Here is a 26,381-nt window from a genome sequence, read left to right on the forward strand (position 1 = left end):
CCGTCGAAGCAAGCCGGAAGGAGGTCCGCATGCGTCGCATTCTGGCTGCATTCGTTCTTCTGTTCTCGGCTGCTTGCCCGGCCGCGGCAGACAATGACTGGCACGCCTACGCCAATCCCCGCTTCGGCTATATTCTCGACATTCCGCCGGGCTTCGAAGTGCAAGGTGAAGCCGACAATGGCGACGGTGTCAGCTTTCATGCCAACGATAACGGCGCCACGCTCTCCGTTTTTGGCAGTGAACTTGTCGATGGCGATTTCGAGATCGACGTCAACGACCGCATGGCGACCGAGCGGGAAGACCAATGGCGGATTTCCTATTCACGCGTGACCTCAGCCTGGGCCAGTTTCTCGGGCGTACGCGGCGAGGAAGTGTTTTACACACGCGCCATCGCACTCTGCGACGGCAGCGCCGCCTATTTCCGTCTGCAGTACCGCAAGAGCCGGTTGACCAGCTTCGATGGCGTCATCTCGCGGATGGCGGAGGCTCTGAGGCCCTCGGAAGGCTGCCAGCAGACGCCAGTGGCGGCAGCCCCCGTAGCCGCCCCGAACTGAGCGCCCGGATTTTTTGATCAGGAAATCGCCGTGCCGCTCAGACAGCTGACGACGGCCGAATAATGCACTGCGGCGCCGGTGACGACGAAGGAATGCCAGATGGCGTTCTGGAACCGCAGCTTTTCCCAGACATGGAAAATCACGCCGGCGGAATAGATGATGCCGCCGATCAGGATCAGCACGAACGTTGTCGCCGAGAGTGCCGACAATAACGGCCCCACCGCAAGCACGCCGCTCCAGCCCATGGCGAGATAGAGCAGGATCGCAAGCCGGTCGAAGCGGCCGGGGAAGAGGCACTTGATCACCACGCCGAGGGTGGCGATCGCCCAGATGCCAATCAACATCGCAAACAGGAACGGATCCTCCCAGCCGCGCTGGAGGAAGGGCGTGTAGGTGGCGGCGATCAGCACGAAAATGGACGAGTGGTCGAAACGGCGCAGAAACCATTTGGTCCGCGAAACCGGGTAGAGGTTGTAGAGGAACGAAATCGACAAGGTTGCCAGCAGTCCCGCGCCATAGATCGCGGCGGCAGCAAGCTGGCCGGTCGTGCTCCAGAGCATCGCGTAAAAGATAAGTGCTGTTACGCCGACGAGGGCCGCTGCAAGGCCGACGCCGTGCACGATGCCATCGGCAATCAGTTCCGATCGATCGTAGTTCCACTTGACGCCGGCGAATTCCACTTTACCCCGCTTCCGACCTTCTTTCGCGCTCAGGCGGCAGTCGTCTTGCTTATTTGCCTTATCCTGCCACAGCCTGGCGCCGTGGCAAAGTGCTCGACGATGGCGAAAGCATCAACTTTTGCAACGCATTACAACAGAGACATGACGTGATTGCGAAGACGGACGTCCCTTGTCTGCAGCACGGGTTGCGACCAAATTGTCCGCAGAGGCGGGAGAACAACGTCCAAAGGAGAGTTTTGCTGCGCACGCCGGAGCCGGGACAGGCAGCAATCCTGACGGCGCTTTGCCTAAGATCAAAGGCCGTCTGGGGCTATGACGAGGCCTTCATGGCCGCCTGCCGCCCGGCCTTGACGGTGACGGCGGACGACTGGATGCAGTCGGATATCCAGATTGCCGTTCAGGATGACGATATCGTCGGCATGGCGCAGGTCCTGTATCACGGAGAGATCGCCGATCTCGACAAGCTGTTCGTCGATCCGGCCGCGCTGGGTGGCGGGATCGGCCGACGCCTGTTCGAATGGAGCGTGGAAACGGCGCTGCGCAAGGGTGCGAAGGTCATGACTGTCGATGCCGACCCGGGCGCAGCCGATTTCTATCGCCGGCTGGGGGCGGTCGATGACGGAGTGGTCGCCTCTGTTATACCAGGACGGTTCTTGCCGAGATTGAAGCTCGACCTGACGAGCGTCAGGTAAGTCCGGATCACCTACTGCATGTTTCGTTAAATCCTATTCGATTTAAGGATAAAAACATGCAGCAATTCAAAGTGTTACAGCGACCTTTGCGCGTCTAGTAAGACGCGCGGCGCTGTAAGACGTAGCAGCGAGGCTGCCTATCGCAAGCAGCCTCTAGGGCAAGTAACAGTCGCCGAAAAACATCGTCACTTCGCGCCGGCGGCGACCTCGGCGGCGCATTCCTGGCAGAGCGGCGCATGGGGCACGGCATTGAGCCGTTCTGCGGAAATCGGTAGGCCGCAACGCACGCAGGTTCCGAAGGTGCCGGCCGCAATACGGTCGAGCGCCGCGTCGATCCCACGGATCTCCTCCTGACCGGCAAGGCCAATGCCCTCCAGCACCTCGTCGTTCTCCCGTTCGGTTACCCGATCCGGCACGTCGGCATTCATCGGCTCATCGAGATCGTGCTCGATCTTCACCAGTCGGCCGTAGAGTTCGCGTTTGCGGCTGCTCAGCCGTTCACGAAAGTCGTCAAGCGCAAGCTTGTCCATGGGAAGACTCCTTGAAGTCGTGGCGCTTCGGGCGCGCCCCGCTCCTGTTCTTGATTGTTGGCGGCTCACCGGTCGACGAGAACGGCGCAGGGGCAATGGCTGACGACCCGGCTGGCGGTCGATCCGATGAAATAGTCAATGAGACCCGGCCGGTGCGAGGCAATGATGACGAGGTCGGCGTTTTCTTCGTGGGCGAGCGCATTGATCGTGCCGGCCGCGCCGCCGGTGCGGATCTCGATGCGTCCATTGATTCCGTGCTTGGCCTTCATCGCTTCCAGCGTCTTCGTCGCATGCTTGCGCGATTCCTCGACCATCTCAAGCGGGAAATCGACGATCATGTAGCCCTGGGCATAGGCGTTCAGATCCTCGACGACATTGAGCAGAACAATCTCGCCCCCTTCATCGATCAGCTTTTCTGCAATGCCGAGCACGGACTCGCCATGCTCCAGCTGATCCATGGCAATAGGGACGATGATCTTCTTGTACATGCTGCACTCCTTTGCGTTGCCTACCCGGATCGCCGGCACCGAAATGCGGGGGCAAATCCCACGCATTCGAGACTGAGCCCAGACGGTTCTTCCGGCATTGATTGAAATCAAATCGAAAGCGCCGCGATCGCATTGCCCTGTGTAATTGAGCTAGGGCGACAACGGCCACTGTCAACGCTCATCGAACACAACATCAAATGACTGACGGTCTTCCGTGAACGCCGACTTCGGCCCATATTCACCGGGCAGTTTCAACGAAACTGAGGCCCGAAAGGGCCACCGGTTTCGCCGCGCAAGGAGACAACAGATGATATCCACCCAGAGCACACCGCCTATCGACATTGCGGCCAATCACGCATTGGCGATGCCGGCGCATGTCGATCATTCGCATCTGGTCGTGGAGGATCTGGCGACAGTGTCGCAGTGGTATCAGCGCATCATGGGTCTTAAGCCGCTTGAGACGAGCGCCAGCGGCGAGACGCTGGGCGTTGGCGCCCGGCCGCTGTTGACGCTGACCACGGCCGGCAATGTCGCCAGGGCGCCACGAAACGCACCTGGTCTCTTTCATACCGCTTTCCTCGTTCCGAACCGTCAGGAACTAGGACGCTGGCTCGCCCATGCCGCCCATAACAATGTCCGCCTGCAGGGCGCGTCCGACCATCTCGTCAGCGAAGCGATCTATCTCGCCGACCCGGAAGGCAACGGCATCGAGGTCTATCGTGATCGGCCGCGGACCGATTGGAACTTCAAGCCGGACGGAACCGTCGGCATGGATACGCTGCCGCTCAACCTGCAGGCGCTCTATGACGAGGCGCCGAAAGACGACTGGAACGGGCTTGCCGACGGTACCGGCATCGGGCACATCCATCTGCAGGTGTCCGATATCCCCGAGGCAGACGCGTTCTTTCGGGACGTGCTGGGGCTCGGGTTGATGGCGCGCTACCCGGGCGCAAGCTTCTTCGGCTCGGGCAAATATCACCACCATGTCGCGGCCAACATCTGGAACTCTCGCGGCGCGCCCAAGCGCGAGAACAATATGACCGGCCTCTCCGACTACACGATCCAGTTCAAGGATCCGGCAGAGCTTGCAAAGGCGGTTGGCAAGCTCGACGAGATGGGCATTCAGGTCGAGCGAAACGGCACTGCTTACAATCTCGTCGATCCCTGGGGGATCGGCCTCAGGCTTGCAGCCTGACGCCGCCTCGCGACCCCTCCTCCACCGCCGCCACGACTGCGCTGCGTCGCTCACTCCGCAACGCGGTCGTATTTCTGCTGGACGACCAGTTCGACCGAGCGGCGGGGCCTTTCTGAGCGGATTCGGCAGCCGAGACGAATTCCCAGATTATCGCCAGGATTGTAAACACGCGGCACTGGCGCGCCCTGCGTCATCACGCCGCTGGAAAGATTTTGGATAATCTATCAATAAACTTGAGTAAAATAGTCTTATAATCTAACCGCACCGCCATGGGCGTCGCCACGCCCAGTGTATGCGGAGTTAATAATATGAAATACAACACTATTTTAGCGTTTGCGCTTGCAGACGCCACGATGCTTTCGTCCCCGGCCCTGGCTGTGGAGTTCAGGCCGCAGGCCGAAATCGAAGGCGGTTTCTTCAGCGGCGGTTCGGCTGTCAGTGGCGGCTTCTTCCTGCCTTTCGTGCTCGACTCCGGCAACGCCATTTTCATCGATACACGCGGAACGATAGAAAACGATAAGGTCCGGCAGGGCTCGATCGGCGCCGGTTACCGCTTCCGCGCCAATGACCAGTGGGTCATCGGCGCCTATGGCTACTACGACTATCTGAAGAGCGAGTACGGCAATTCGTTCAGCCAGGTATCCTTCGGTCTCGAGGCGCTCAGCGGCGACCTCGAAATGCGCAGCAATCTCTATCTGCCGCTTTCCGGCGCCAAGACGCTGAGCGCCTTCAATGCCGCCTATGTTCGCGACCATGTGCTCGTCGTCCAGGAAGGCAAGGAGCGCGGGCGGCGCGGGCTCGACGCCGAAATCGGCCGGCGGCTTCCGGTCTTCGACGAAGGATCAGACGTCCAGCTGAAAGTCTTCGGCGGCAGCTACTGGTACGGCGGCAAGAACCTCGACGACATGTTCGGCGCCAAGCTGCGCGCGGAGCTGACCTTCGCCAACCTGCCCGGGCTTTCCGAGGGATCGACCGTCTCACTCGGCGTTACCGGCACCTACGACAATGAGGACAAGCTCAAGGGTGCCGTCATGGCACGCCTGCGCATCCCATTCGGGGCGACGGCGAAGGCAAGTGATGCCTTCGACCCGATGGTCCAGCGTGTCGAGCGCTCGAGCAAAATCCGCACGCATGCCGGCCCAACCGGCGATGTCGAGGCGGCGCAATTCGTTGCCAACGGCCGCAACCCCGGCAAGGTCGTCAACATCTCCTCGGCGAACGGCGACGCGGCCTCGATCAACGCTCTGATCGGCGCAGCCGGGGCCGATGCGCTCATCCTTGCCGATGGCAATCTCGGTCTCAACCAGTCGCTGACGCTCGGCTCCGGCCAGGCGCTTGTCGGTGGCGGTGGCTCTATTGCGGTGCGCGGCGCAAGGAGAGGAGCAACCGCATCCTTCGTCAACCACGGAGCGGCAACGACCCTCACCGGATACAATCCGGCACAAGACGTCGTCACCATGGCGTCCGGCAGCAGCATCGCGTCGCTGTCCGTGCGCGGCGGTCTCGCCGGCATCGCCGCAGCCGATGCTGGAAACGTCTCGATCGACAATGTCGACATCTCCGCCACCAATCATGACGGCATTCGCTTCACGCGCGTCGACGGCGCGGTGGTTGAGAACAGCCGCATCCATGACCTGTTCATCTGCGAAAACAACACAGCCTGCGAGTTCTCGGTCTACAATCCCAACAAGGCACCCTATGCCGCCGTCAGCGCGATCGGCAGCACAAACGTGACCGTACGCGACACGACGATCGACAAGGTCACCTATGGCGTGTTTGCCGGCGGCGAATTCAAGAAACTCAGCCGCACCGAATACGAGCTAATCACCGGCACGACAGATATCAAGCTCGACAACGTCACCATCAGCAACTCTCGTCGCGAAGGCGTGCTGCTCGTCGCCGGCAAGGACATCCAACTCGACCGCGTGACGATCGACAATTCCAAGCAGGACCGCGACATGGATCTGGTGGTGCTGCAGGGCACGTCGAACGTTGCGATCAACGACATGCGCCTCGCCGGCGGCATCAATGGCCTGATGTTGATCTCCAGCCCGAACCTCGATGCGACGACCACCAATGTCGACGTCAAGGGCCTGAAGATCGACGGCACGCGCAACGCCGGCATCTTCTTCAACCCGGTCTCGGGCATTTCGCTGCAGGACGTCACCGTCACCAATGCCGGCACCTATGGCGCCTATATCTACGGCAGCGACTATGAGTTCCTCGGCGGCGCCGCGAGCAACATCGTTCTCAACAACATGACGGTCGACAAGGCCGGTACGGCGGGCCTCTACTTCTCCGGCCCGGCTGCCGACATAAAGGGCAATGTCAGCGTCACCAACACACCGAAGGATTGCCTGCTCGACACCGGTTGGGCACCCGGCACCATCACGCAGGCTCCCGGCTCGGTGCTGACCGTGAACGGTTCGCCGCTTGACCAGAGCAACGCCGCAAGCCGTTGCCGATAACATTTGCGGCCACGCCCTCCATGTGGGGGCGTGGCTTTCTTTTGCTGGAGAACGCTGTCGGCTACCGCGGCCGGCGGCACTCGAAGGTGACAACCTCGTCGCCATGCTTCGGCGCGCTGCCGAAGTCGTAATTGCCGGAAACGACGAGATCGACGAAGCCGGCAGCACGCAGGGTCAGCGCCATTTCCTCCACGCCCCACCAGCGCATCGTCAAGAATTCGAGCTCGCTCGACGCCAGCTTGCCTTCGCACCAGAGTTCGTAGCGCAGATGCGACACGGTCGTCTGGGCGATCAGGTCGGCCTTGACCCGTTGGCTGGTCAGCGTCAGCAGGTCGCCCGCCTCGGTCTGCCAATTGCGGATGCTCGGCTGGGTGTCGGCGAAAAGATCATGCGGATACAGGTCGAAGATCAGGCGACCGCCCGGCCGAAGATGGTCTAGGAAACGTTTGACGGTCGCAATCGCCGTGGCATGGTCGGCGATCAGCTGCAGCGATCCGGCGGGAATGACGATCGCCTCGAAGCGCTCCTCATGGGCAAAGGCCTCGAAAGTCTGCTGCGATAGCGCCGGTGTCAGCGAGCGTTCCTTGCAATGCGCCCGGCAATAGCCGAGCATTTCTGGCGACGCGTCGAAGCCTCTGACGTCAAGGCCGGCTTCAAGCAGCGGAATCAGCGCGCGACCGTTGCCGACAGCCGGTTCCAGTATCGGGCCGGAACACTCGTTCAAACGCTCGAGATAATACTCGACGTCGCCGAAGGACTTTCCAATATATTTGTCTAAATTATAAACATGAGAGGCAAGCTTGCCGTAAGAATTGTTCAACATGCATTCGTCCAAACTGCTGAAGAAAGTGAAACGCCTATCCTATACAGCAGCATGCTCCGATGCGGTGTCGTTCAATTGTCACGCCGATCGCTTTTGTGATGCGACGAGCTTCGCGCATGGCACCATCGGCTGCGGCAAGCCGACGACAGTTCTGACTTGACAGCCGCCCCGGAAATCCGGGACGGACCCGCACGCTCAGCCAGGCATGCGGCAGACGGCACCGACGAGTTTTAGCACGAAGGGGCGGACTGTCAGCACGCAAAGGAAAGCGACCGGCATCGCCAGCGCATAGGTGCTGAGCACACGGCCGGGGTAGCCGGCATCGATACCGGTGTTTACGCCGACGATGACGCAGCACATCAGAAACGCCATGATCGCCGACATGAAGAAGGCAAAGGTAATCGGCACCGCCCGCGGTGGCAGCTTGCGGCTGCGCGCGATCCGCGGCGGTGGCATCGTATCTTCCATGGTGAGGATCTCCATAGCTTGCCCGCAGGGACCATCCCAGCGGCATGGCCGGCACTATACGGATGACGTCGCGCGGAGGTAGGCCATTGCAGCCTTGCTCAGAGTTAGGCAAAACCATCGAATGGGAATACACAGTCGATGGATGTCATTATGGATACGTTGCGCGGCATCGAGAGTTTCGTTCGAAGCGTGGAGGAAGGCAGTATCGCCGCGGCGGCGCGCAAACTCGGCATCACGCCGGCCTCGGCAAGCCAGAATATCGCCCGACTGGAGCGGGCGCTCGGCGCCAGACTGCTTAGCCGCACGACCCGGCAATTGGGCCTCACGGAAAGCGGCCGGGTCTATTTCGACCGGGTGCGCAGCGTTGTCCATGATCTCGAACTCGCAGCCGTTGCAGTCGCATCGCTGAGCCAGGAGCCGCGGGGATCGCTGAAGATCGCGTCCTCGGTCGCCTTCGGCCGTCATGTGGTGGCGCCTCTCGTGCCATCCTTTGCCGCACGCCATCCGGAGGTCTCGATCGAACTCGTCGTCACCGATCGGGAGATCGACCACATCGGCGAGGGCATCGATATCAGCGTGCGCTTCGGCCTGCAGCTGGAGCCTGGGCTGATTGCGCGCAAGCTTGCCTCGGTGCCGATGGTCATCTGTGCCTCCCCGTCCTACATCGAGCGGCGCGGCCGGCCCGAGCACCCGGAAGACCTGATCCATCATCATTGCCTCGTCTACCGCTATGCCGGGCACGGGCGAATCTTTCGCTGGGGTTTCGTGCGGGATGGACTGCGTTTTGAGCCGGAACTGAAGGCAACGATCGTTAGCAACGATATCGACACACTTGCCGAAATGGCGATCGCCGGCGCCGGCATCACGCGGCTCGGTGCCTTCATCGCAACGGACCTGATTGCGCGCGGCCTGCTTGTGCCGCTGTTCGGCGGCGCACCGCGCGAAGGCATTGCCAACACCGACCACGAGCCCTTCGACTTCTATGCCTGCTTCGTCGATCGCCAGGCGGAAACGCCGAAGGTTCGCGCCTTCATTGAGCATGCGGCGCAGTCCCTCAAAGGTCGGTGGTAGCCGTCACGATCGCGCAACATCCCGCCGTCAGGCGAGCTCTACCTGGGCGACATTCTGCGCGGCTTCCTTTGCAAGCTTTGCCTCGCGGCGAAGCTTGAGCTTGTAACCGACTTCGACGATCGCATGGATCGCCGGGACGAATTCCTGACCGAGATCGCTCAGCCTGTATTCGACCGAAGGTGGCGATGTCGGCATGATCCGCCGTTCGATCGCACCCTTTTCCTCCATATCCTTCAGGCGCGTGCTCAGCACCTTCGCCGAAATGCCGGGAATATCGATCTTGAGTTCGCTGAAGCGGCGTGGACCGCCGCTCAGATACCAGATGATGTTGGGCGCCCAGGCGCCGCCAAGCATGACCATGCACTCCCCGACCGGGCAGGTCGGCGGCAATGCCGCAGCTCTATTCTTTCGAATTTTCAAGCTCATGGGCAAAATTCTCCAGTTACCGTGGGGAAACCGCAAACGTCGGTAACATAAAGTAATCTCATATACAAAAGTTATCGCTTCGGTTTAGGTTCCGCCGTCTTCGACAGAGACCATCATTGCAAAAGGAACATGGCCATGAAGCTTTATTACGCCCCCGGCGCCTGCTCGCTCTCGCCCCATATCAGCCTGCGCGAAGCGGGCGTCGAGTTCGAGATCGTCAAGGTCGATACCGCGACGCACCTCACCGAAAGCGGCGCCGATTTCAAGGCGGTCAACCCCAAGGGCTATGTGCCGGCACTGGTGCTCGAAACCGGCGACGTCGTCACCGAAGGTGCGGCCGTCGTGCAGTACATTGCCGATCGCTTTCCGAAGGCCGGGCTTGCCCCTGCCAACGGCACGCTGGAACGCACCCGCCTGCAGGAGCAGCTGAACTTCATCGCCTCCGAACTGCACAAGGCGTTCTCGCCGCTGTTCAGCAAGACGGCAAGCGTCGATGCCAAGGAGACGGCCGCGGCGCAGGTTTCCAAACGGCTCGGCAACGTCGAAACCCTGCTTTCCGATGGCCGCGCCCATCTGCTCGGCGAAGCCTTCTCCGTTGCCGACGCCTATCTCTTCACCGTCGTCAATTGGACCAGCGTCACCGGAATTTCGCTTAGCCCGTGGCCGCACCTGACGGCCTACATGCAGCGTGTTCGCGAGCGCCCGGCAGTGCAGGCAGCCATGAAGGCCGAAGGGCTGATCGCGGCATGAGCGGCACCCACAACGATCCGCACTTTGCGGCCGTCATCGATGTGCTCGGGCGCTACTTCGACGGGCTCTACCACAGCGACACGGCGATCCTGCGCGAGGTTTTTCACCCGAAAGCCCACTACGCCACCGCGACTGGGGGAGAACTGCTCGAACTCGACATGAACAGGTATTTCCCGATCGTCGACAAACGTCCCTCGCCGGCAAGCCGTGGCGAGGTGCGCGCAGACAGGATCGTCTCGATCGAATTTGCCGGCCCGGTGACGGCCTTCGCCAAGGTACAATGCGCAATCGGCGAGAAGGCGTTCACCGACTTCCTGTCGCTGATCTTCGTTGACGGACGCTGGCAGATCATCGCCAAGGTCTTTCACTACGACATCCGACAACCAGGCTAAGGAGCCAGCAATGCCCTATGTAAACATCAAGATCACCCGCGAAGGCGCGACCAGCGAACAGAAGGCGGCGCTCATCAAGGGCGTCACCGACCTGCTCGTCACGGTGCTCGACAAGAACCCGGCCACCACCTTCGTCGTCATCGACGAGGTGGCATTCGAAGACTGGGGCGTCGGTGGCCTGCCGGTGGAGGAATATCGAAAGCAACTGAAAGCAAAGAGCTAGTCGTTCCTCACTGCCTTGGGTCTGCCCAGCGAACGATCGAACGCTTGCCCGGTCGCGTTCCACTGCCTTCTCCCCACCGATGGGGAGAAGGAACCATCGACCGGCGAAGTCCTTTCCGCTTGATCGTCGCAGCCGGGCTCTCTATCTCATTGTCTCCCGCCGCATAAATCCCGGAGACACGCCTTGTCCGTTTTCAAGAACCTGCCCGAAGCTCCCGTCGCCGCGAAAAAGCCGGTGACCGATACGCGCCACGGCATCACCCGCACCGACGACTACGCTTGGCTGCGGGACGACAACTGGCAGGCAATGTTCAAGGATCCCTCGATCCTCAACCCTGACATCCGCAAGCATCTGGAGGCCGAAAACGCCTACATGAACGCGGCGATGGACGACACCAAGGCGCTGCAGAAGACGCTGTTTGCCGAGATGCGCGGCCGCATCAAGGAAGACGACAGTTCGATACCGGTGAAAGATGGCCCCTTTGCCTATGGCAGCCTCTACGTAACCGGCGGCGAGCAGCCGCGTTACTTCCGCATCCCGCGCGACGCCGACAATAAGGACGAGACCATCCGGCAGGTGCTGCTTGACGGCGACAAGGAAGCCGAAGGCAAGTCCTATTTCCGCCTTGCGGGCCTCGACCACTCGACCGACCACAGCCGCGGCCTTTGGGGGTACGACGACAAGGGATCGGAATATTTCACGCTGAAGGTGCGCGACCTTTCGACCGGCGAGGATCTTGCCGACGTGATCGAGAACACCGGCGGCGGCGGCGCCTGGGCGCCTGATGGCAAGAGCTTCTTCTACACCGTGCTTGACGACAACCACCGTCCGTCGAAGATCTTCCACCACGTGCTCGGTACGCCCCAGGCGGACGATCGGCTGGTCTATGAAGAAAAGGACCCAGGTTTCTTCATGTCGGTCGGCGGATCGCTCCTCGACGACTTCATCTACATCGACATCAACGACCACGAGACCAGCGAGTATCGCCTGCTTTCGACCAAGGATCTCACGGCCGAGCCGAAGCTGGTCGCCGGTCGCGTCATCGGTCTCGAATATGCCATGACCGAAGGCGGCGACGTCTTCTACATCCTCACCAATGCCGACGGCGCCAAGGATTTCAAGATCATGGAAGCGCCGGTGGAAGCACCGGGCAAGGAGAACTGGCGCGAGGTCGTGGCCCATAGGCCGGGTACGCTGATCCTCAGCCACATGGCCTATGCCCGCCACCTCGTCTGGCTGCAGCGCCGCGACGGTCTGCCGGAAATCGTCATCCGCGACCGCAAGACCGGCGAAGAGCACGCGATCGCCTTTGCCGAGGAAGCCTATTCGCTTGGGCTCTCCGGCGCTGCCGAATACGACACCGACGTCATCCGCTTTTCCTATTCGTCGATGACGACGCCGTCGCAGCTCTTCGACTATGACATGGCGACGCGTAAGCGCACGCTGCTCAAGACACAGGAAGTACCATCAGGGCACAATCCCGACGACTATGTCACCCGCCGCGTCTTCGCGCCGTCCTGGGATGGAACGAAGGTGCCGGTGACGTTGCTTTATCGTAAGGATACGCCGCTCGACGGTTCGGCACCGTGCCTGCTCTATGGCTACGGCGCTTATGGCATCACCATTCCTGCCGGCTTCAATACCAACTGCCTGTCGCTCGCCGACCGTGGCTTCGTCTATGCCATCGCCCATATCCGCGGCGGCAAGGACCGGGGCTTCTCCTGGTATGAGGACGGCAAGATGGCCAAGAAGACCAACACCTTCAAGGACTTCATCGCCGCCGCTGACTATCTGAATCAGGAGAAGTTCACGTCCTACGCGAACATCGTCGCCGAAGGCGGATCGGCCGGCGGCATGCTGATGGGCGCCATCGCCAACATGGCTCCGGAAAAATTCACCGGCATCATCGCCGCGGTGCCCTTCGTCGACGTGCTCAACACCATGCTCGACGACACCCTGCCGCTGACCCCGCCGGAATGGCCGGAATGGGGCAATCCGATCGACAGCCCTGAGTTCTACGACATCATCGCCGGCTATTCGCCCTACGACAATGTCGGGGCAAAACCCTACCCTGCAATCCTTGCGCTCGGCGGCTTGACCGACCCGCGCGTGACCTATTGGGAACCGGCGAAATGGGTCGCCCGCCTGCGCGAAAAGACCACGGGCGTTGAGCCGATCCTGATGAAGACCAACATGGACGCCGGCCACGGCGGCGCCTCCGGCCGCTTCCAGCGACTTGAAGAGATCGCCTTCGAGTATGCCTTCGCCATCAAGGTCGCCGGCAGAATGTAAAACCTACAGCGCCGTGCGTCGTTTCAGACGCACAAAAGTCGCTGTCGCACTTTGAATGGTTGCATGTTTTAGCCTTAGGTCGGATACGATCTAAGGAAACATGCAAGAGGAGACGCACCATGCCCGTTCACGTCGCCCTCCTTCGTGCCATCAATGTCGGCGGGGCCGGCATGCTGGCGATGGCCGACCTCAGAGCGATCTGCGAGGGGCTCGGCTTTAACGACGTGAAGACCTATATCCAGAGCGGCAACGTGCTGTTCCGCTCCGATTTGCCGGCGCCGGAGGCGGCGGCAAAACTCGATGCTGCGCTTGGCGAGAAGCTCGGCAAGGCGCCCGGCGTGATGATCCAGAACGCCAGGCAGCTGCAGACGGTTGCCGAGAACGCCCCCTTCCCCGACGCCAAGACCAATCTGCTGCATGTGGTCTTCCTGCCGAATGCGGCGCCGGCGGACGCGCTCGACAGGCTTGTCGCGCCCGACGGTGAGGAAGTGCAGGTCGCCGGGCACGAAATCTATGTGCACTATCCTGGTGGATCCGGGCGATCGAAGCTGAAGCTGCCGGCGTTGAAGCCGGGCACCGCGCGCAACCTCAATACGGTGCGCAAGCTCGCCGAAATGGCGCAGACCATGGAAGACGACAAAGACTGATGCTCACGGGGCTGCCGGCTGGAACAGCAGCCGGACAAAGGTGCGGAAGACCAGCAGCTGGGCGGGCAGGTTCTTAGGCTCCTTCAGCGCCTTCGACAGGATGATGCCACCCTCGATCACCGTTGAGACCATGTCGGCAAGCTGGTCGACATCCAGCGGCTCACGTGGCCGGTAGACCTGCATGATATCGCGGAACATCGCTCCGAAACGGCGGCGCCACATCAGCGCCGCTTGCCGATTGATCTCCTGTATGTCGCGGTCGAAGGCACGCTCGTGGCTACAGATCACCGCAACCAGGCAGCCGGGGTGACCGTTCGGAAGATCGGAGAGCAGTTCCGACAACAGCTTGAGGCCAAGCAGAAACGCCTGGAGCGGATCGTCCGCAAGCTCGCGCGCCCGGCTGAAGATCTCGTCATAGATCCGCTCGTCGTTTTCAACGTAGCGTTCGAGCAGCGCCTTCGCCAGCTCGTTCTTGTCGCGAAAATGGTAGAAGAAACCGCTCTTGGTGATACCGGTCTCGGCGATCAACTCATCGATCGAGGTCCCGCCAAATCCCTTCGCCAGCACCGAGACTTCGGCGGCGTCGAGAATCTTGGCGCGCGTTTCCTCACCCTTTCGCATTAGCCGTTTCCCTACCTTCGGTACAGTTTCCACCAATGACATGGCGACCAGCGAGCAATGCCGCGGCAAATCGCAACCAGCAAGCCTATGATTTCACTGAGATATTTACGTATATTAGCAATAGTATACCTTAAGTCGCCTAGTTTAGAAGACGATAAAAAGGCAGAAATTTAACCATCCTTGCGGGAATGGGAGCGCTCCGCCGGGATCCAACGCTAGCAAAAAACGGGTGGAGACCGACATGGCCAAATACCGACGCAGCCTGCCGCTCATGAAAGGTGCAACCTTTCTCAGCGACGGCGGCATGGAAACGACGCTGATCTTTCACGAAGGCGTCGAGCTCCCGCACTTTGCCTCCTTCGTCCTGCTGTCGACGTCCGAAGGACGACGGCGGCTGCTAAACTACTACACGCGCTATCTCGACATCGCACAACACCACGGCACTGGCTTCGTGCTCGACTCTGCGACCTGGCGTGCGAGCGCCGACTGGGGCGCCAAGCTTGGCTATGATGCCAGGGCGCTCGCCGAACTGAACCAGGATGCCGTCTATTTGCTGACGGAACTGCGCGCCGAGTACGAGCGGCCGCGGGCCCCGATCGTGCTCAGCGGTGCGATCGGCCCGCGTGGCGACGGCTACAGGGCTGGTCGCATGAGCCCTGACGAGGCCGAGGATTATCATGCCGCACAGGTCGCTGCCTTCGCCGTCAGCGACGCCGACATGATTTGCGCCTATACGATCACCAATATCGACGAGGCAATCGGCATCGCCCGCTCGGCGCAGAGCCACGGCATGCCCTGCGCCATCTCGTTTACGGTGGAGACAGACGGGCGGCTGCCGAACGGCCGCGCGCTCAAGGATGCGATCGAGACCGTCGATGCGGCGACCGGCCGGTTTCCGCAATACTACATGATCAATTGCGCCCATCCCGACCACTTCGACGCGAGTCTCGATGCCGGTAGCGCCTGGGTCCACAGGATCGGCGGCATCCGCGCCAATGCCTCGACGAAAAGCCACAGCGAGCTCGACGAAAGCGAGACGCTCGATCCCGGCGATCCGACGGCGCTCGGCCAGCAGTATCGGATGCTGACCGATCGTTTGCCGCGACTGCGCGTTCTCGGTGGCTGCTGCGGCACCGACCACCGCCATATCGCGGCGATTTGCGAGGCCTGCCTATCGCCGACGGCGCTTAGCGCCTGAAACGAAGACGGTACTCGCCCTCCCGGCCCTCCCGCGAACGACCTCTCGCGGGAGGGCGCCGCCTCGTCTGTCAACCCTCGCGAAACGGGGACAGCTCGTGTAGACTTGGCGCGAAAGGGCGGTGGCCGGAAGTCCCGGCAGAAACCGCTGACCGCAGAACCATGAACTACGCGCCTCCTTCGCCGACCGCCGAAACCGACGTCTTTCGCTTCGACAACAGTTTTGCGCGGTTGCCGCAGCAGTTCTTCGCCCGTGTCGACCCGACACCGGTTGCCGAACCCTGGCTGATCAAGCTCAACCGGCCGCTTGCCGAAGAACTCGGCCTCGACGTCGACAGTCTCGGGCGCGACGGCGGGCAGATCTTTTCCGGCAACAGCGTGCCTGCCGGTGCCGCGCCGCTCGCCATGGCCTATGCCGGCCACCAGTTCGGCACCTTCGTGCCGCAGCTCGGCGATGGCCGCGCGATCCTTCTTGGCGAGGTCATCGATCGGAACGGGCAGAGGCGTGACATCCAGCTGAAGGGACCGGGACAGACCCCGTTCTCGCGACGCGGCGACGGGCGGGCAGCGCTTGGCCCGGTGCTGCGTGAATACATCGTCAGCGAAGCCATGTTCGCGCTCGGCATCCCGACGACGCGAGCGCTTGCCGCCGTGGTAACCGGCCAACCTGTTTATCGCGAGCAGATCCTGCCGGGTGCCGTCTTTACCCGTGTTGCGGCAAGTCACATCCGCGTCGGCACCTTCCAGTTTTTTGCGGCGCGCGGCGACATGGCTTCGGTCCAGGCCCTGGCCGACTATGCGATCGACCGCCACTACCCGGAGGTACGGGATGACGAGCGCCCCTATCTCGCCTTCTTCAAGGCGGTGGTCGCGCGGCAGGCGGTATTGATTGCCCGCTGGCTGCATGTCGGCTTCATCCATGGCGTCATGAACACCGACAACATGACGATCTCGGGTGAGACCATCGACTTCGGCCCCTGCGCCTTCATGGATGCCTACGATCCGAAGAAGGTGTTCTCCTCGATCGATCAGTTCGGACGCTACGCCTATGCGAGCCAGCCGGCGATCGGCCAATGGAACCTGACGAGGCTTGCCGAGACGCTGGTGCCGCTCTTTGATCCGGTGGCGGCGACCGCGGTCGATCTCGCGAACGATGCGCTCGGCGAATATGGCGCGATCTTCCAGCGGCATTGGCTCGACGGCATGCGCCGCAAGATCGGGCTTGTCGGCGAGGAGGAAGGCGACCTTGATCTCGTCCAGGCGCTGCTGACGGCGATGCATCACGGTGAAGCCGACTTCATCCTCACCTTCCGCCGGCTTTGCGACTGTGCGGCCGATCCAGCGGCGGACGCTGCCCTGATATCCCTGTTCACCGACCCTGCCAGGATTGCCTCATGGCTTGCCGATTGGCGACAGCGCCTGGAGCGAGAGCCCGGCGCAGCAGGCGAGCGCACCGTGGCAATGAGGGCGGTCAACCCGGCCTATATTCCGCGCAACCACCGTATCGAACAGGCGATTGCAGCAGCGACGGAAGATGCCGACTTCTCGCTGTTCGAAGCGCTCGTCGACGTGACGTCCAAGCCCTACGAAGACCAGCCGCGTTTTACCGCCTATGCCGATCCGCCGCAGCCGGAAGAGGAAGTGCGGCAAACCTTCTGCGGCACGTGAGGTAAATCGACGGCAGCATAGTGCGCGCGCCCGGTAGTCGTGGCCTATGGCTTTCGGCCATAGGCCGACAGGAATATCCGCACGCTTTCCCTTGCGTGGGCGCGAAGAGCACCGGCATCGGGAATCGCCCGATCGCCGAGCAGCATGGCATCGTTGACGGGCTCGCCCATCACCAGCCAGTTGAAGAAGGACGCAGCGGCGCGCAGGTCCTGCGCCTCGACATCGCCGGCCTCGCGGTAATGAGCAAGGGCCTTTCTGAGCCTGTCGATCGAACGACGCGGCCCCTTCGCATGCAGTCTTTTGCCCAATTCCGGAAAGCGTTCCGCCTCGCCAATCACCAGGCGCCGCAGTTGCATCAGCCGCGGCGTCATGACGATCGCCAGCTGCTGCTCGGCGAAATCGAGCAGAAAATCCTCGATCGGGCGCCCATCTATGGGATCGGCGACCTGCTCCTCCAGCTCATCACCGGCCACGCCCGTCATGCCGGTGACAATATCGAGGAAGAGCGCCTCCTTGGTTCCGAAGTGGGCATAAACGGTCTGTTTCGACACGACGGCCATCGCCGCCACCTCGTCCATGTTGGTCGCGAGGAACCCGCGCTGCAGAAACAGCTCAGTGGCGGCAGTCAGGATGGACTGGCGCTTTCTCGTCATTCGCGTCTCGACGGGATTCGTCATTCTCAACCACGACCTCTCAGATGAGCACGCGATAGCACAAGTTCCTGACTACAGCGCCGCGCGTCTTATTAGGCGCGCAAAGGTCGCAGTAGCACGACCGCATTGACAAATCAAACTGGACGGTACAGTTTGATTTCTTATGAAGGCGGAGACGGCGGGTGAGCAAGAGCGAAAACCGGACCTTGAATGCGCAATGCAACTGCGGGCGGGTGCAGATGCACGCCGTCGGCAGGCCGATCGTGGCGACCGCCTGCTATTGCGCGAGCTGCCGGAAGGCAGGCGCACTGCTCGAGGCAATACCCGGCGCCGCACCAGTACTCAACAGCGATGGGTCCACGGACTTCGTGCTCTTCCGCAAGGATCGGATAGACTGCGTGCGTGGGGCCGATCAGCTTCGCGAGCACCGGCTGACGCCGACGTCGAAGACCCGCCGTGTCGTCGCCACCTGCTGCAATGCGCCGATGTTTCTCGAGTTTACCAGCGGCCATTGGCTGACGCTCTACCGGCATCGTCTCGACAAGGACGCCCGCCCACCCCTGCAGATGCGGGTAATGACGCGGGACCGCCGGGCAGATGTCAGCGTCAAGAACGACCTGCCGAGCTACGCCGGTCATTCCGGAAAATCCATGCTGAAGCTGATCGGCGCCTGGGCGGCAATGGCTTTCCGGTCCCCGAAGATCGACTATGTCAAGGGAGAGCTTGATGGCCATGGAACGTGAAAAGGTCGAGATCCAGAACATCGTTTCCCCAGGACACGTCACACGTGTCGACAAGGTGAAGTACGATGCAATGAAGGATGCGCTTCTCACCGCCCTATCGCGTGAGCAGTCCGCCCTCACGATCGCGGAAGCCAAGCAGAAGCTGCTGCCATTGCTGCCGGACGATCTTTTTCCAGGCGGCGCGAAGGCCGGTTGGTGGCTGAAGGCCGTCCAGCTCGATCTCGAGGCCAAGGGCGTGCTGCGTCGGGAAAACACCAAACCGCTGCGCCTTCGGCTCGCTTAGTCAGCCGAGACCGCGCGGTGAGCGCGCGACAGTGATCGTCTGCCGCGTGACGACGGCTGCCCCCTCACATCAAAGCAGCAAAGCGTCACTCGATCCCTCGGCGCGCAACTTCATTGCGGGCACCCTAATTTTTTGCGCTGCGAAATTATGGCTATTGAAAGGCAGGACCGGCGCGTTAGGTGCTAGGGGGCGGGCAGTCGCGTGACTTGCCCAAGCCCGATCTGACGGCCGCGGCCTCCTTCGCGACCGCCGACCCCGAAACCGATTTTTTCCCGCGCGGCCGCTCATTCGCGCCGCCTCAATGAAAAAGCCGTGCCACGGCGCCGTTCTTCAATTCGGGAGTTCCCACCATGCTCATTCTGGCGGCCATCGTCTTCGCCCTCATTGGCCTTGCGCTCGGCGGCGGCGGAGCCAAGCTCCTGATGCTTGGCGGCAGTCCCTATTATCTCATCGCCGGCATCGGCTTCCTGCTGACGGCCATCCTTCTCTTCATGCGCAAGGCCGCCGCCATCTGGCTTTATACGCTCGTCATCCTTGGCTCGCTCACCTGGGCCGTCTGGGAAGTCGGTTTCGACTGGTGGCAACTGGGCCCTCGTGGCGGCATCATCGTGCTGCTCGGCCTGTGGCTGATGCTACCGGCGGTCCGGCGTCCGCTCGGATTTGAGAGCCCGACAGGAGAACGGTATGCCGCCAGTGCCTGGCCGCTGGCGCTTGCCGTGCTCGTGTCGATCGGCATTGCCGGCTACTCGATGACCCAGGATCCGCACGACATCCGCGGCGATCTGCCGAGCGACGTGGTCGCCGCCAATCCGCCTCTCGGCGGCAACGTACCATCAGGAGAATGGCATCAATACGGGCGCACGCCATTCGGTCAGCGTTATGCGCCGCTCGATCAGATCACGCCCGAAAATGTCGCCAATCTCAAGGTCGCCTGGCAATATCAGACGGGCGACATCAAACGCCCCGAAGACGTGGGCGAGACCACCTATCAGGTGACGCCGATCAAGGTGAAGGACACGCTCTTTGCCTGCACGCCGCACAACTGGGCGATCGCGCTTGACGCGGCGACCGGCGAAGAGAAGTGGAAATATGACAGCAACTCCGGCATGAACCCTGACCGGCAGCACCAGACCTGCCGCGGCGTCACCTATTGGGCCGACCCGGCGGCAACCGCCGGCAGCGTCTGCGCCGAGCGGGTCTATCTGCCGACATCCGATGCCCGCCTGATCGCGCTCGATGCGGCAACCGGCGCCGTCTGCACCGGCTTTGCCGACAACGGTGTGCTGCACCTCGAAAAGGGCATGAAATACAATCCGGCCGGTTATTACTACTCGACCTCGCCGCCGGTTGCGGTTGCCGGAAAGCTGATCATTGGCGGCGCCGTCAACGACAACTATTCCACCCAGGAGCAATCCGGCGTCATCCGCGCCTTCGACATCAACACCGGCGCGCTCATTTGGAACTGGGACAGCGGCAATCCCGATGTAGCGACGCCGCTTGCCGAGGGCCAGACCTACAGCACCAACTCGCCCAACAGCTGGTCGGTATTCAGCTACGACGAGGGCCTTGGCCTCGTCTATATTCCCATGGGCAACCAGGTGCCGGACCAGCTCGGCATGGGGCGCAGCGAGCACGTGGAGAAATATTCCTCCTCCATCGTCGCGCTCGATATCAACTCCGGTGCTGTGCGTTGGGTGCAACAGACGGTGCACCACGACCTCTGGGACATGGACGTGCCCGCACAACCGGCACTGCTCGACGTCACCAAGGAGGATGGCACGGTCGTGCCGGCACTCGTCGGTCCGACGAAGCAGGGCGACATCTATGTGCTCGATCGACGGAGCGGCGAGCCGATCATCCCGATTGCGGAAGTCGCGGCACCCAAGGGCGCAATCCCGGAAGATTTTACCGCACCGACCCAGCCGGTCTCCGGCCTGACCTTCATGCCCGCCCCGCTGCAAGAGCGGAACATGTGGGGCGTGACGATGTTCGATCAGCTCGCCTGCCGCATATCGTTCCGCTCGTTGAAATACGAGGGTCGCTATACGCCGCCGTCGCTTGAGGGAACGCTCGTCTATCCCGGCAACTTCGGCACGTTCAACTGGGGCTCGGTCGCGGTCGACCCGGAGCGACAGGTGATGTTCGGCATGCCGACCTACCTCGCCTTCACCTCTCGTCTCGTTCCGCGCGATCAGATCCCGCCGAAGGGCCAGGACGAAAAGGGATCCGAGCAAGGCCTCAACCGCAACGACGGCGCGCCCTATGGCGTCTTCATGGGCCCGTTCCTCGGCCCGCTAAAAATCCCCTGCCAGGCGCCGCCATGGGGCTATGTTGCCGGTGCCGACCTCAGGACCGGCAAGATCGCCTACAAACACAAGAACGGCACCGTCGAGGACATGACGCCTTTGCCGCTGCCCTTCAAAGTCGGCGTTCCCGGCATCGGCGGACCGATGATCACCAAGGGCGGCGTCGCCTTCCTTGGGGCGGCAGTCGACGATTATCTGCGCGCCTATGACGTGACGACCGGCGAACAGCTCTGGGAGGCGCGCCTTCCGGCCGGCGGCCAGTCGACGCCGATGAGCTACACGGTCGGCGACAAGCAATATGTGGTGATCGTCGCCGGCGGCCACGGCTCGGTCGGCACAAAGCCCGGAGACTACGTCATCGCCTATACCCTACCCTAAAACGCGAAAAGGCATCCCTAATTCTCGCTAATGGGTTGCATCGGCAAGCCCCGCGCAAGCCACCAGAAGCAGCCTCCCCCGGACAGCAGATTCCGGGGGCTTCCCATGAAGATCGATAGCAGCATCTCCAACTATTATTTCTCGCAGCGCCGTGCCCAATCGGGAACGGTCATGCCGCTCGAAGAAACTGGCGGCGGTGACACGCGCCCGCGGCTCTCGCCGACCATTGCGCCGGCATCCACGTCGGCCTCGCTATCGAACGCCTTCTGGATCAGCGCATCCCGGGAAGAAGAGGCCAAGCCTTCGATCGGAAGCGGCGAACAGACCGCCTCCGGCGATTCAGTCAGCGACGAATTCCTGAAACGCGCCAAGATGAGCCTGGCGGAACAGATCCGTGCACAGATCCTGGAAGCGCATGGCATCACCGAAGACGAGCTGAAGGCGATGGATCCGGCGCAGCGCGAAGCGATCGAGGAGGAAATCCGCAAGGCGGTCGAACGCGCGATGGGCATCGACCAGCAGCGCGACGATACCGCATCCGATATCGCCGACGGAAGCGCCGCATGAATCGCCTGCAAGCTTCAACGCGACGACATTTCTGGGGCTTCATGCCCGGAATGCTGTAGATCGCCTTGACTATAACAATGCTGGACGTCGCAGCGGCCAGGTTATCAGATTGAAGACAGCTGAAGACGCCATGACCAGTGCTCACCTGACGATCGGCGGTTAGACCATCTCCGCCGCCATCCGGCCGACATCGGCAAAGACGGTGTTCAGCTCAGCCAGCGGCGCCGTCGCCTCAGCGATGTAGACCGCGATCAGGAGCGGTCCCCTACCCTCGGGCCAAACGATGGCGATGTCAGACGCGGCGCCGTTGCCGTTGGTTCCCGTCTTGTCGCCGACCTTCCAGGCCTTCGGCAGGCCGGCGCGGATGCGCAGGTCGCCAGTGGTATTGGCGACCATCCACTCGATCAACAGCTTGCGCGACGCTTCCGCCAGCACGGGGCCGAAAGCAAGATTGCCGAGCGTCTCCAGCATTGCGGCAGGCGTGGTCGTGTCGCGTGGGTCACCCACTTTCGCCTCGTTGAGTGCGGGCTCGTTCCGGTCGAGGCGCGTGGTCTCATCGCCGATCGTGCGCAACCAGGCGGTCAGCGCCGGCGGACCGCCGAAATTTTCCAGCAAAAGGTTTGCCGCCGCGTTGTCGCTTGTCGTCAACGTCGCGGCACAGAGTTCGGCGATCGTCATGCCCTCGCCGCCGACATGCTTCTCGGTTACCGGCGAATGGGCGACGATATCCTTCTGCGCAACGACGATACGGCGATCAAGCTTTTCGGCGCCCTGATCCGCACGGGCGAGCGCGAATCCCGCCGCCAGCGTCTTGAAGCTCGAGCACATGGCGAAACGCTCGCTCTCGCGGCGGCCGAACGACACGTTGGTTTCCATATCGAGAACGGAAACGCCAAGCCGTCCGCCCGTGCGCTTTTCGAGTTCGGCAAGGCGTGTATCGACATCGCCGCCGGTGGCGGCTTTTGCGGCCGGGCCGAGGGCGATTGCCGGATAGATCAGCGCGGAGCCGACGAGCAATTGGCGGCGATTGATGAGCAGCGGCACGTGTTCCTCCGTCGTGCGCCACGCATATATGCCGACGCTCTAACTAACTGTTGCAAAACATGCATTCGGATCGACGCTGGGCCGAATCGAGTGCCGTGCAGATCGCTAGGCGGTGATTGTGGCGTCCTTGTGCCACCTTTTTTCGAATGAGAGGATGACGGCCCGAATGTCTCGATTCGACGGTTGCGGCTCAACAGAGCGGACTGGTATGAAGTCGCAACAAAACAGGGATACTGATCCGTGCGCCTGATCCGTTAGCGACGCTCACCGGCAAGAAAGAACCACCGACGCCAAGGCCGCCTCGCGGCACCGTTTGGCGTGGGCATTTTTTTAAGGCCGATGAGAGCGCCAACCATTGAGCCATCGTTCTCCGGCCGTTTGCAGGATCATATCCATGACAACGACCAGTTCATCCCTGCCTGAAACCGGTAGCCTGCGCGCCGGTCCGTTCGAGCTCGGCTATCGCATCGAGGGCAGCGGCATGCCGCTGCTCGTCATTGGCAGCGCCGCCTACTATCCCAGTACCTTCTCGAAGCAACTGCGCCAGCGGACAAAGCTCCATTTCATCGATCACCGCGGCTTCGCGCCGGCGCATGCGTCCTACACGCGCGATGATATCGGCTTCGACGTGGTCCTCGACGATATCGAGTGGATGCGCCGGCATCTCGGTCTCGATCGCTTCGCCGTCCTCGGGCACTCCGGCCACGGCTACATGGCGCTCGAATACGCCAAACGCCATCCCCAGAATATCAGCCACGTGATCATGGTCGGCACCGGACCGAGCCATTCCGCCGCGCATACGGCGCTTGCCGATCGCCGGTGGGAGGAGCTGGTCGCGCCGGAGCGCAAGGCGATCTTCGAGCGCGAGATGGCCGAACTTGGCACCGATATCGCCGCCCGACCGGAGGAGCGGTTCAAGTCGCTGCTCATCCGTCTTGGCGCCAAGAGCTGGCATCTACCCGCCTTCGACGCGGCACCGCTATGGCGTGATGTCACCGTCAACAATCCCGTCTTCGACCATCTCTGGGGCGAAGTGTTTCGCGACATCGATATTCGGGACGGGCTCGACCGGCTTGCGATGCCGGTGCTCTTGGCACTCGGGCAATGCGATTATCTCGTTGCGCCGGCCGAGACCTGGGACGCCTATCGCCGGGACTTTCCGGATCTGACGGTCCGCATGTTCGAAAAAAGCGGCCACACACCGCAGCTTGAGGAAAGCGATCTCTTCGACGAGACGCTGCTTGCCCTTCTCGCACGCTAACCGGCATCGCCAAGGGAAAGGCCCGATCGGGCCTTTCCTCCCAGCCCCACATTGACCGTCGCCGGAAAGCGATTATCTAATGCTCCAGAAGCTATAGGTTTGGAGCATGGACATGTATTCGATCGGCGATCTCTCCCGCCGCACGGGCGTAAAAATTCCGACAATCCGCTACTACGAGCAGATGGGGTTGATTGCGGCCCCGGAACGCTCCGAAGGCAACCAGCGGCGCTACGAGAAACGCGAACTCGAACGTCTCGCCTTCGTCCGCCATGCACGCGATCTGGGGCTTTCGATCGAATCGATCCGCGATCTGCTGGCCTTGAGCCAGCATCCGGAGCGCCCCTGCGGCGAAGCAGACCGTATCGCCAGGGAACACCTGATCACCGTGCGGGAGAAAATCGCCCAGTTGCAGAAACTGGAACGCGAGCTCGAGCGCATCGTCGCCTGCAACGGCGACCACACGATCGGCGATTGCTACGTCATCCGTGCGCTTGCAGACCATTCCATGTGCGACAGCGACCATTGAGCGCCGGCGCGAGGCTGCAGACTTGGGCCGACTTCGAACGGAGTCGCGACCCGTCTCCAACTCAGTGCAAAAATCCCCGTTGACAAAAGCGCGGAAACGGACAATCTACGCACATGATCAAGAACGCACCCATCTGCCGCGCGTATTTTTGGCTGTTCCCATAGGAGCGGCCTGCTGATCAATTTCAACAAGGCCGCCATCAGGCGGCTTTTGTTTTTCACGGCACCTGATGGCTAGAGAACCATGAGGAGCCGACAATGCTACAGACCGCCATCCCCTCTCTCCATCCTCTGCCATCGACGCGGCCGCCGATGGTGACGATCCGTTGCGCCAAACAGCGCGACCTTCCCGAACTGCGCGAAATGATCGCGGAACTCGCCGCCCATCACGGCGACGCAGCCCCGATCACGCCGGAGCAGCTCGAGCGCGACCTCTTCGGTCGCACGCCCTGGATCACCGCGCTTGTCGCGGAGGCCGGCAACCGACTGATCGGCTACGCCATCCTCGTGCCGATCTACCGGGCTGCGGAAGGCGCGCGCGGCATGGAGCTGCATCATCTCTTCGTGCGCTCCGACAATCGCGGCACCGGCATCGGCCGCCACCTCGTCGCCAAGGCGCGCGAACAGGCGAAGATGGCCGGCTGCGATTACCTGTCGGTCAGCGCCGCCACGGGTAATTTCAAGGCCCATCACTTCTACGAATCCGAGCGCTTCGTACCTCGCCCGGTAACGGGCATGCGCTATATGCAGAAACTTGGCTGAGGATGAGGCGATGCGGCTTGCAATCGTGCTTCATGAAGGGTTTGCGGATTGGGAATGCGCGTTGTTGATGGCGACGGCGCGCGCTCACCTCGGCGTCGATATCGACGTCGCCACCCTGGACGGCGCGGCAGTCACGTCGATGGGCGGGCTCGACGTCTCCGCGCATCTGTCGATCGACGCGCTCGACCCCGCGGGCTTCGATGGCCTGGTGATCTGCGGCGGCGCGATCTGGGGAACCGCCGACGCCCCCGACCTCTCCACCACGATCCGCTCCTTCCATCGGCAGGAACGGCTGGTCGCCGCCATCTGCGGCGGCGTCGATGCGCTGGCGTCGAGCGGAATTCTCGACGCCACGGATCACACCGGAAACAGCGCGGACAGCCTTGCGTCACTCCGCGGCTATCACGGACACGGCTCCTATCGCGATCAGCCGCAGGCTCTCAGCCACAACCGTGTGGTCACGGCTGCCGGCACGGCGCCGGTCACCTTTGCGGTCGAGATCTTTCGCGCGCTCGGTCTCGGCTCGCCCGAACTCGACGGCTATGCAGCGCTTTATGGCCGGGAACATGCGGCAGCAACGACAGCCGCATGAGCAAGTTAAAGCGCATCACGATCTCTACAGCGCCGCGCGTCTTATTAGACGCGCAAAGGTCGCTGTAGCACTTTGAATGGCT

General features: G+C 61.9%; 29 protein-coding genes. 20 read left to right on the top strand and 9 right to left on the bottom strand.

Annotation, left to right across the window (positions count from 1 at the left end):
- Positions 1–29 precede the first annotated feature (29 nt).
- The gene (locus ASD03_RS01850; protein ID WP_025426312.1) at positions 30–554 is read left to right on the top strand and encodes a hypothetical protein; all 525 of its coding nucleotides are present in this window, start codon (positions 30–32) and stop codon (positions 552–554) included.
- A gap of 17 nt (positions 555–571) precedes the next feature.
- On the opposite strand, the gene ASD03_RS01855 is transcribed toward ASD03_RS01850, so the two are convergent.
- Positions 572–1,234, bottom strand: a complete 663-nt coding sequence (locus ASD03_RS01855; RefSeq protein WP_025426311.1) for a hemolysin III family protein — start codon at positions 1,232–1,234, stop codon at positions 572–574.
- 236 nt (positions 1,235–1,470) lie between these two features.
- Between ASD03_RS01855 and ASD03_RS01860 the strand changes: the two genes are divergently transcribed.
- The gene (locus ASD03_RS01860) at positions 1,471–1,926 is read left to right on the top strand and encodes a GNAT family N-acetyltransferase (protein WP_025426310.1); all 456 of its coding nucleotides are present in this window, start codon (positions 1,471–1,473) and stop codon (positions 1,924–1,926) included.
- 185 nt (positions 1,927–2,111) lie between these two features.
- Here the strand turns inward: ASD03_RS01860 and ASD03_RS01865 are convergent, their stop codons facing one another.
- Complete coding sequence (locus ASD03_RS01865) at positions 2,112–2,456, bottom strand: TraR/DksA C4-type zinc finger protein (protein WP_025426309.1); 345 nt, start codon at positions 2,454–2,456, stop codon at positions 2,112–2,114.
- Between the two features lie 65 nt (positions 2,457–2,521).
- Positions 2,522–2,944, bottom strand: a complete 423-nt coding sequence (locus ASD03_RS01870; protein WP_025426308.1) for a universal stress protein — start codon at positions 2,942–2,944, stop codon at positions 2,522–2,524.
- A 307-nt stretch (positions 2,945–3,251) separates the two neighbouring features.
- On the opposite strand from ASD03_RS01870, the gene ASD03_RS01875 reads away from it, so the two are divergent.
- A complete protein-coding gene (locus ASD03_RS01875; RefSeq protein ID WP_025426307.1) occupies positions 3,252–4,139 on the top strand; it encodes a VOC family protein in 888 nt (295 codons plus the stop codon).
- 308 nt (positions 4,140–4,447) lie between these two features.
- Entirely contained in the window at positions 4,448–6,607 is a 2,160-nt protein-coding gene (locus ASD03_RS01880) for an inverse autotransporter beta-barrel domain-containing protein (RefSeq protein ID WP_025426306.1), read from the top strand.
- Between the two features lie 61 nt (positions 6,608–6,668).
- Here the strand turns inward: ASD03_RS01880 and ASD03_RS01885 are convergent, their stop codons facing one another.
- Both ASD03_RS01885 and ASD03_RS01890 read right to left on the bottom strand, forming a co-directional pair.
- Complete coding sequence (locus tag ASD03_RS01885) at positions 6,669–7,430, bottom strand: class I SAM-dependent methyltransferase (RefSeq protein ID WP_225906455.1); 762 nt, start codon at positions 7,428–7,430, stop codon at positions 6,669–6,671.
- 195 nt (positions 7,431–7,625) lie between these two features.
- Positions 7,626–7,898: a DUF2798 domain-containing protein gene (locus tag ASD03_RS01890; protein ID WP_025426304.1), complete on the bottom strand. Its 273-nt coding sequence runs from the start codon at positions 7,896–7,898 to the stop codon at positions 7,626–7,628.
- Positions 7,899–8,036: 138 nt separating this feature from the next.
- On the opposite strand from ASD03_RS01890, the gene ASD03_RS01895 reads away from it, so the two are divergent.
- Positions 8,037–8,969, top strand: a complete 933-nt coding sequence (locus ASD03_RS01895; protein WP_107026877.1) for a LysR family transcriptional regulator — start codon at positions 8,037–8,039, stop codon at positions 8,967–8,969.
- 27 nt (positions 8,970–8,996) lie between these two features.
- On the opposite strand, the gene ASD03_RS01900 is transcribed toward ASD03_RS01895, so the two are convergent.
- Positions 8,997–9,395 (bottom strand): helix-turn-helix domain-containing protein, encoded by a 399-nt coding sequence (locus tag ASD03_RS01900; RefSeq protein WP_025426302.1) that lies wholly within the window; start codon positions 9,393–9,395, stop codon positions 8,997–8,999.
- Positions 9,396–9,530: 135 nt separating this feature from the next.
- Between ASD03_RS01900 and gstA the strand changes: the two genes are divergently transcribed.
- The 5 genes from gstA to ASD03_RS01925 all read left to right on the top strand — a co-directional run bounded on the left by gstA (position 9,531) and on the right by ASD03_RS01925 (position 13,699).
- The gene (gene gstA, locus ASD03_RS01905) at positions 9,531–10,145 is read left to right on the top strand and encodes a glutathione transferase GstA (protein WP_025426301.1); all 615 of its coding nucleotides are present in this window, start codon (positions 9,531–9,533) and stop codon (positions 10,143–10,145) included.
- Positions 10,142–10,537 (top strand): nuclear transport factor 2 family protein, encoded by a 396-nt coding sequence (locus ASD03_RS01910; RefSeq protein ID WP_025426300.1) that lies wholly within the window; start codon positions 10,142–10,144, stop codon positions 10,535–10,537. The genes gstA and ASD03_RS01910 overlap by 4 nt, the downstream gene beginning before the upstream one ends.
- Positions 10,538–10,547: 10 nt before the next feature.
- The gene (locus ASD03_RS01915; protein WP_025426299.1) at positions 10,548–10,760 is read left to right on the top strand and encodes a 4-oxalocrotonate tautomerase family protein; all 213 of its coding nucleotides are present in this window, start codon (positions 10,548–10,550) and stop codon (positions 10,758–10,760) included.
- A 183-nt stretch (positions 10,761–10,943) separates the two neighbouring features.
- Entirely contained in the window at positions 10,944–13,052 is a 2,109-nt protein-coding gene (locus ASD03_RS01920; RefSeq protein WP_025426298.1) for a S9 family peptidase, read from the top strand.
- 119 nt (positions 13,053–13,171) lie between these two features.
- Positions 13,172–13,699, top strand: coding sequence for a DUF1697 domain-containing protein (locus ASD03_RS01925; protein ID WP_025426297.1), 528 nt, complete (start codon positions 13,172–13,174; stop codon positions 13,697–13,699).
- 3 nt (positions 13,700–13,702) lie between these two features.
- Here the strand turns inward: ASD03_RS01925 and ASD03_RS01930 are convergent, their stop codons facing one another.
- A complete protein-coding gene (locus tag ASD03_RS01930; RefSeq protein WP_025426296.1) occupies positions 13,703–14,320 on the bottom strand; it encodes a TetR/AcrR family transcriptional regulator in 618 nt (205 codons plus the stop codon).
- A gap of 241 nt (positions 14,321–14,561) precedes the next feature.
- Between ASD03_RS01930 and ASD03_RS01935 the strand changes: the two genes are divergently transcribed.
- Positions 14,562–15,518: a homocysteine S-methyltransferase family protein gene (locus tag ASD03_RS01935; RefSeq protein ID WP_025426295.1), complete on the top strand. Its 957-nt coding sequence runs from the start codon at positions 14,562–14,564 to the stop codon at positions 15,516–15,518.
- Between the two features lie 161 nt (positions 15,519–15,679).
- Complete coding sequence (locus ASD03_RS01940; RefSeq protein WP_025426294.1) at positions 15,680–17,185, top strand: protein adenylyltransferase SelO; 1,506 nt, start codon at positions 15,680–15,682, stop codon at positions 17,183–17,185.
- A 44-nt stretch (positions 17,186–17,229) separates the two neighbouring features.
- On the opposite strand, the gene ASD03_RS01945 is transcribed toward ASD03_RS01940, so the two are convergent.
- Positions 17,230–17,838 (bottom strand): TetR/AcrR family transcriptional regulator, encoded by a 609-nt coding sequence (locus ASD03_RS01945; protein ID WP_225906244.1) that lies wholly within the window; start codon positions 17,836–17,838, stop codon positions 17,230–17,232.
- A gap of 182 nt (positions 17,839–18,020) precedes the next feature.
- Between ASD03_RS01945 and ASD03_RS01950 the strand changes: the two genes are divergently transcribed.
- From ASD03_RS01950 to ASD03_RS01965, 4 genes are all read left to right on the top strand, one after another.
- Entirely contained in the window at positions 18,021–18,581 is a 561-nt protein-coding gene (locus tag ASD03_RS01950; RefSeq protein WP_025426292.1) for a hypothetical protein, read from the top strand.
- Positions 18,565–18,864: a hypothetical protein gene (locus ASD03_RS01955; RefSeq protein ID WP_025426291.1), complete on the top strand. Its 300-nt coding sequence runs from the start codon at positions 18,565–18,567 to the stop codon at positions 18,862–18,864. Before ASD03_RS01950 ends, ASD03_RS01955 begins: the two co-directional genes overlap by 17 nt.
- Before the next feature lie 350 nt (positions 18,865–19,214).
- Complete coding sequence (locus tag ASD03_RS01960) at positions 19,215–21,548, top strand: glucose/quinate/shikimate family membrane-bound PQQ-dependent dehydrogenase (protein WP_025426290.1); 2,334 nt, start codon at positions 19,215–19,217, stop codon at positions 21,546–21,548.
- Between the two features lie 105 nt (positions 21,549–21,653).
- Entirely contained in the window at positions 21,654–22,115 is a 462-nt protein-coding gene (locus ASD03_RS01965) for a hypothetical protein (RefSeq protein WP_057212441.1), read from the top strand.
- Between the two features lie 159 nt (positions 22,116–22,274).
- Here the strand turns inward: ASD03_RS01965 and bla are convergent, their stop codons facing one another.
- Entirely contained in the window at positions 22,275–23,159 is an 885-nt protein-coding gene (gene bla, locus ASD03_RS01970) for a class A beta-lactamase (RefSeq protein WP_025426288.1), read from the bottom strand.
- Between the two features lie 394 nt (positions 23,160–23,553).
- On the opposite strand from bla, the gene ASD03_RS01975 reads away from it, so the two are divergent.
- From ASD03_RS01975 to ASD03_RS01990, 4 genes are all read left to right on the top strand, one after another.
- Positions 23,554–24,420: an alpha/beta hydrolase gene (locus ASD03_RS01975; RefSeq protein ID WP_025426287.1), complete on the top strand. Its 867-nt coding sequence runs from the start codon at positions 23,554–23,556 to the stop codon at positions 24,418–24,420.
- A 112-nt stretch (positions 24,421–24,532) separates the two neighbouring features.
- Entirely contained in the window at positions 24,533–24,946 is a 414-nt protein-coding gene (locus ASD03_RS01980; RefSeq protein ID WP_025426286.1) for a helix-turn-helix domain-containing protein, read from the top strand.
- A gap of 257 nt (positions 24,947–25,203) precedes the next feature.
- Entirely contained in the window at positions 25,204–25,707 is a 504-nt protein-coding gene (locus ASD03_RS01985; RefSeq protein WP_025426285.1) for a GNAT family N-acetyltransferase, read from the top strand.
- A 10-nt stretch (positions 25,708–25,717) separates the two neighbouring features.
- Entirely contained in the window at positions 25,718–26,299 is a 582-nt protein-coding gene (locus tag ASD03_RS01990) for a DJ-1/PfpI family protein (RefSeq protein WP_025426284.1), read from the top strand.
- Positions 26,300–26,381: the final 82 nt, after the last annotated feature.

Origin of the sequence: Ensifer sp. Root127 (genome assembly GCF_001425225.1) — a bacterium.
GTDB lineage: Bacteria > Pseudomonadota > Alphaproteobacteria > Rhizobiales > Rhizobiaceae > Ensifer > Ensifer canadensis.

Coding starts and splice junctions, on each gene's coding strand:
- ASD03_RS01945 (WP_225906244.1), bottom strand. CDS start 17,838: ATGACGAGAAAGCGCCAGTCCATCCTGACTGCCGCCACTGAGCTGTTT.
- ASD03_RS01915 (WP_025426299.1), top strand. CDS start 10,548: ATGCCCTATGTAAACATCAAGATCACCCGCGAAGGCGCGACCAGCGAA.
- ASD03_RS01980 (WP_025426286.1), top strand. CDS start 24,533: ATGTATTCGATCGGCGATCTCTCCCGCCGCACGGGCGTAAAAATTCCG.
- gstA (WP_025426301.1), top strand. CDS start 9,531: ATGAAGCTTTATTACGCCCCCGGCGCCTGCTCGCTCTCGCCCCATATC.
- ASD03_RS01935 (WP_025426295.1), top strand. CDS start 14,562: ATGGCCAAATACCGACGCAGCCTGCCGCTCATGAAAGGTGCAACCTTT.
- ASD03_RS01960 (WP_025426290.1), top strand. CDS start 19,215: ATGCTCATTCTGGCGGCCATCGTCTTCGCCCTCATTGGCCTTGCGCTC.
- ASD03_RS01910 (WP_025426300.1), top strand. CDS start 10,142: ATGAGCGGCACCCACAACGATCCGCACTTTGCGGCCGTCATCGATGTG.
- ASD03_RS01865 (WP_025426309.1), bottom strand. CDS start 2,456: ATGGACAAGCTTGCGCTTGACGACTTTCGTGAACGGCTGAGCAGCCGC.
- ASD03_RS01975 (WP_025426287.1), top strand. CDS start 23,554: ATGACAACGACCAGTTCATCCCTGCCTGAAACCGGTAGCCTGCGCGCC.
- ASD03_RS01895 (WP_107026877.1), top strand. CDS start 8,037: ATGGATGTCATTATGGATACGTTGCGCGGCATCGAGAGTTTCGTTCGA.
- ASD03_RS01875 (WP_025426307.1), top strand. CDS start 3,252: ATGATATCCACCCAGAGCACACCGCCTATCGACATTGCGGCCAATCAC.
- ASD03_RS01850 (WP_025426312.1), top strand. CDS start 30: ATGCGTCGCATTCTGGCTGCATTCGTTCTTCTGTTCTCGGCTGCTTGC.
- ASD03_RS01880 (WP_025426306.1), top strand. CDS start 4,448: ATGAAATACAACACTATTTTAGCGTTTGCGCTTGCAGACGCCACGATG.
- ASD03_RS01890 (WP_025426304.1), bottom strand. CDS start 7,898: ATGGAAGATACGATGCCACCGCCGCGGATCGCGCGCAGCCGCAAGCTG.
- ASD03_RS01965 (WP_057212441.1), top strand. CDS start 21,654: ATGAAGATCGATAGCAGCATCTCCAACTATTATTTCTCGCAGCGCCGT.
- ASD03_RS01925 (WP_025426297.1), top strand. CDS start 13,172: ATGCCCGTTCACGTCGCCCTCCTTCGTGCCATCAATGTCGGCGGGGCC.
- ASD03_RS01885 (WP_225906455.1), bottom strand. CDS start 7,430: ATGTTGAACAATTCTTACGGCAAGCTTGCCTCTCATGTTTATAATTTA.
- ASD03_RS01990 (WP_025426284.1), top strand. CDS start 25,718: ATGCGGCTTGCAATCGTGCTTCATGAAGGGTTTGCGGATTGGGAATGC.
- ASD03_RS01940 (WP_025426294.1), top strand. CDS start 15,680: ATGAACTACGCGCCTCCTTCGCCGACCGCCGAAACCGACGTCTTTCGC.
- ASD03_RS01985 (WP_025426285.1), top strand. CDS start 25,204: ATGCTACAGACCGCCATCCCCTCTCTCCATCCTCTGCCATCGACGCGG.
- ASD03_RS01900 (WP_025426302.1), bottom strand. CDS start 9,395: ATGAGCTTGAAAATTCGAAAGAATAGAGCTGCGGCATTGCCGCCGACC.
- ASD03_RS01930 (WP_025426296.1), bottom strand. CDS start 14,320: ATGCGAAAGGGTGAGGAAACGCGCGCCAAGATTCTCGACGCCGCCGAA.
- ASD03_RS01955 (WP_025426291.1), top strand. CDS start 18,565: ATGGCCATGGAACGTGAAAAGGTCGAGATCCAGAACATCGTTTCCCCA.
- ASD03_RS01870 (WP_025426308.1), bottom strand. CDS start 2,944: ATGTACAAGAAGATCATCGTCCCTATTGCCATGGATCAGCTGGAGCAT.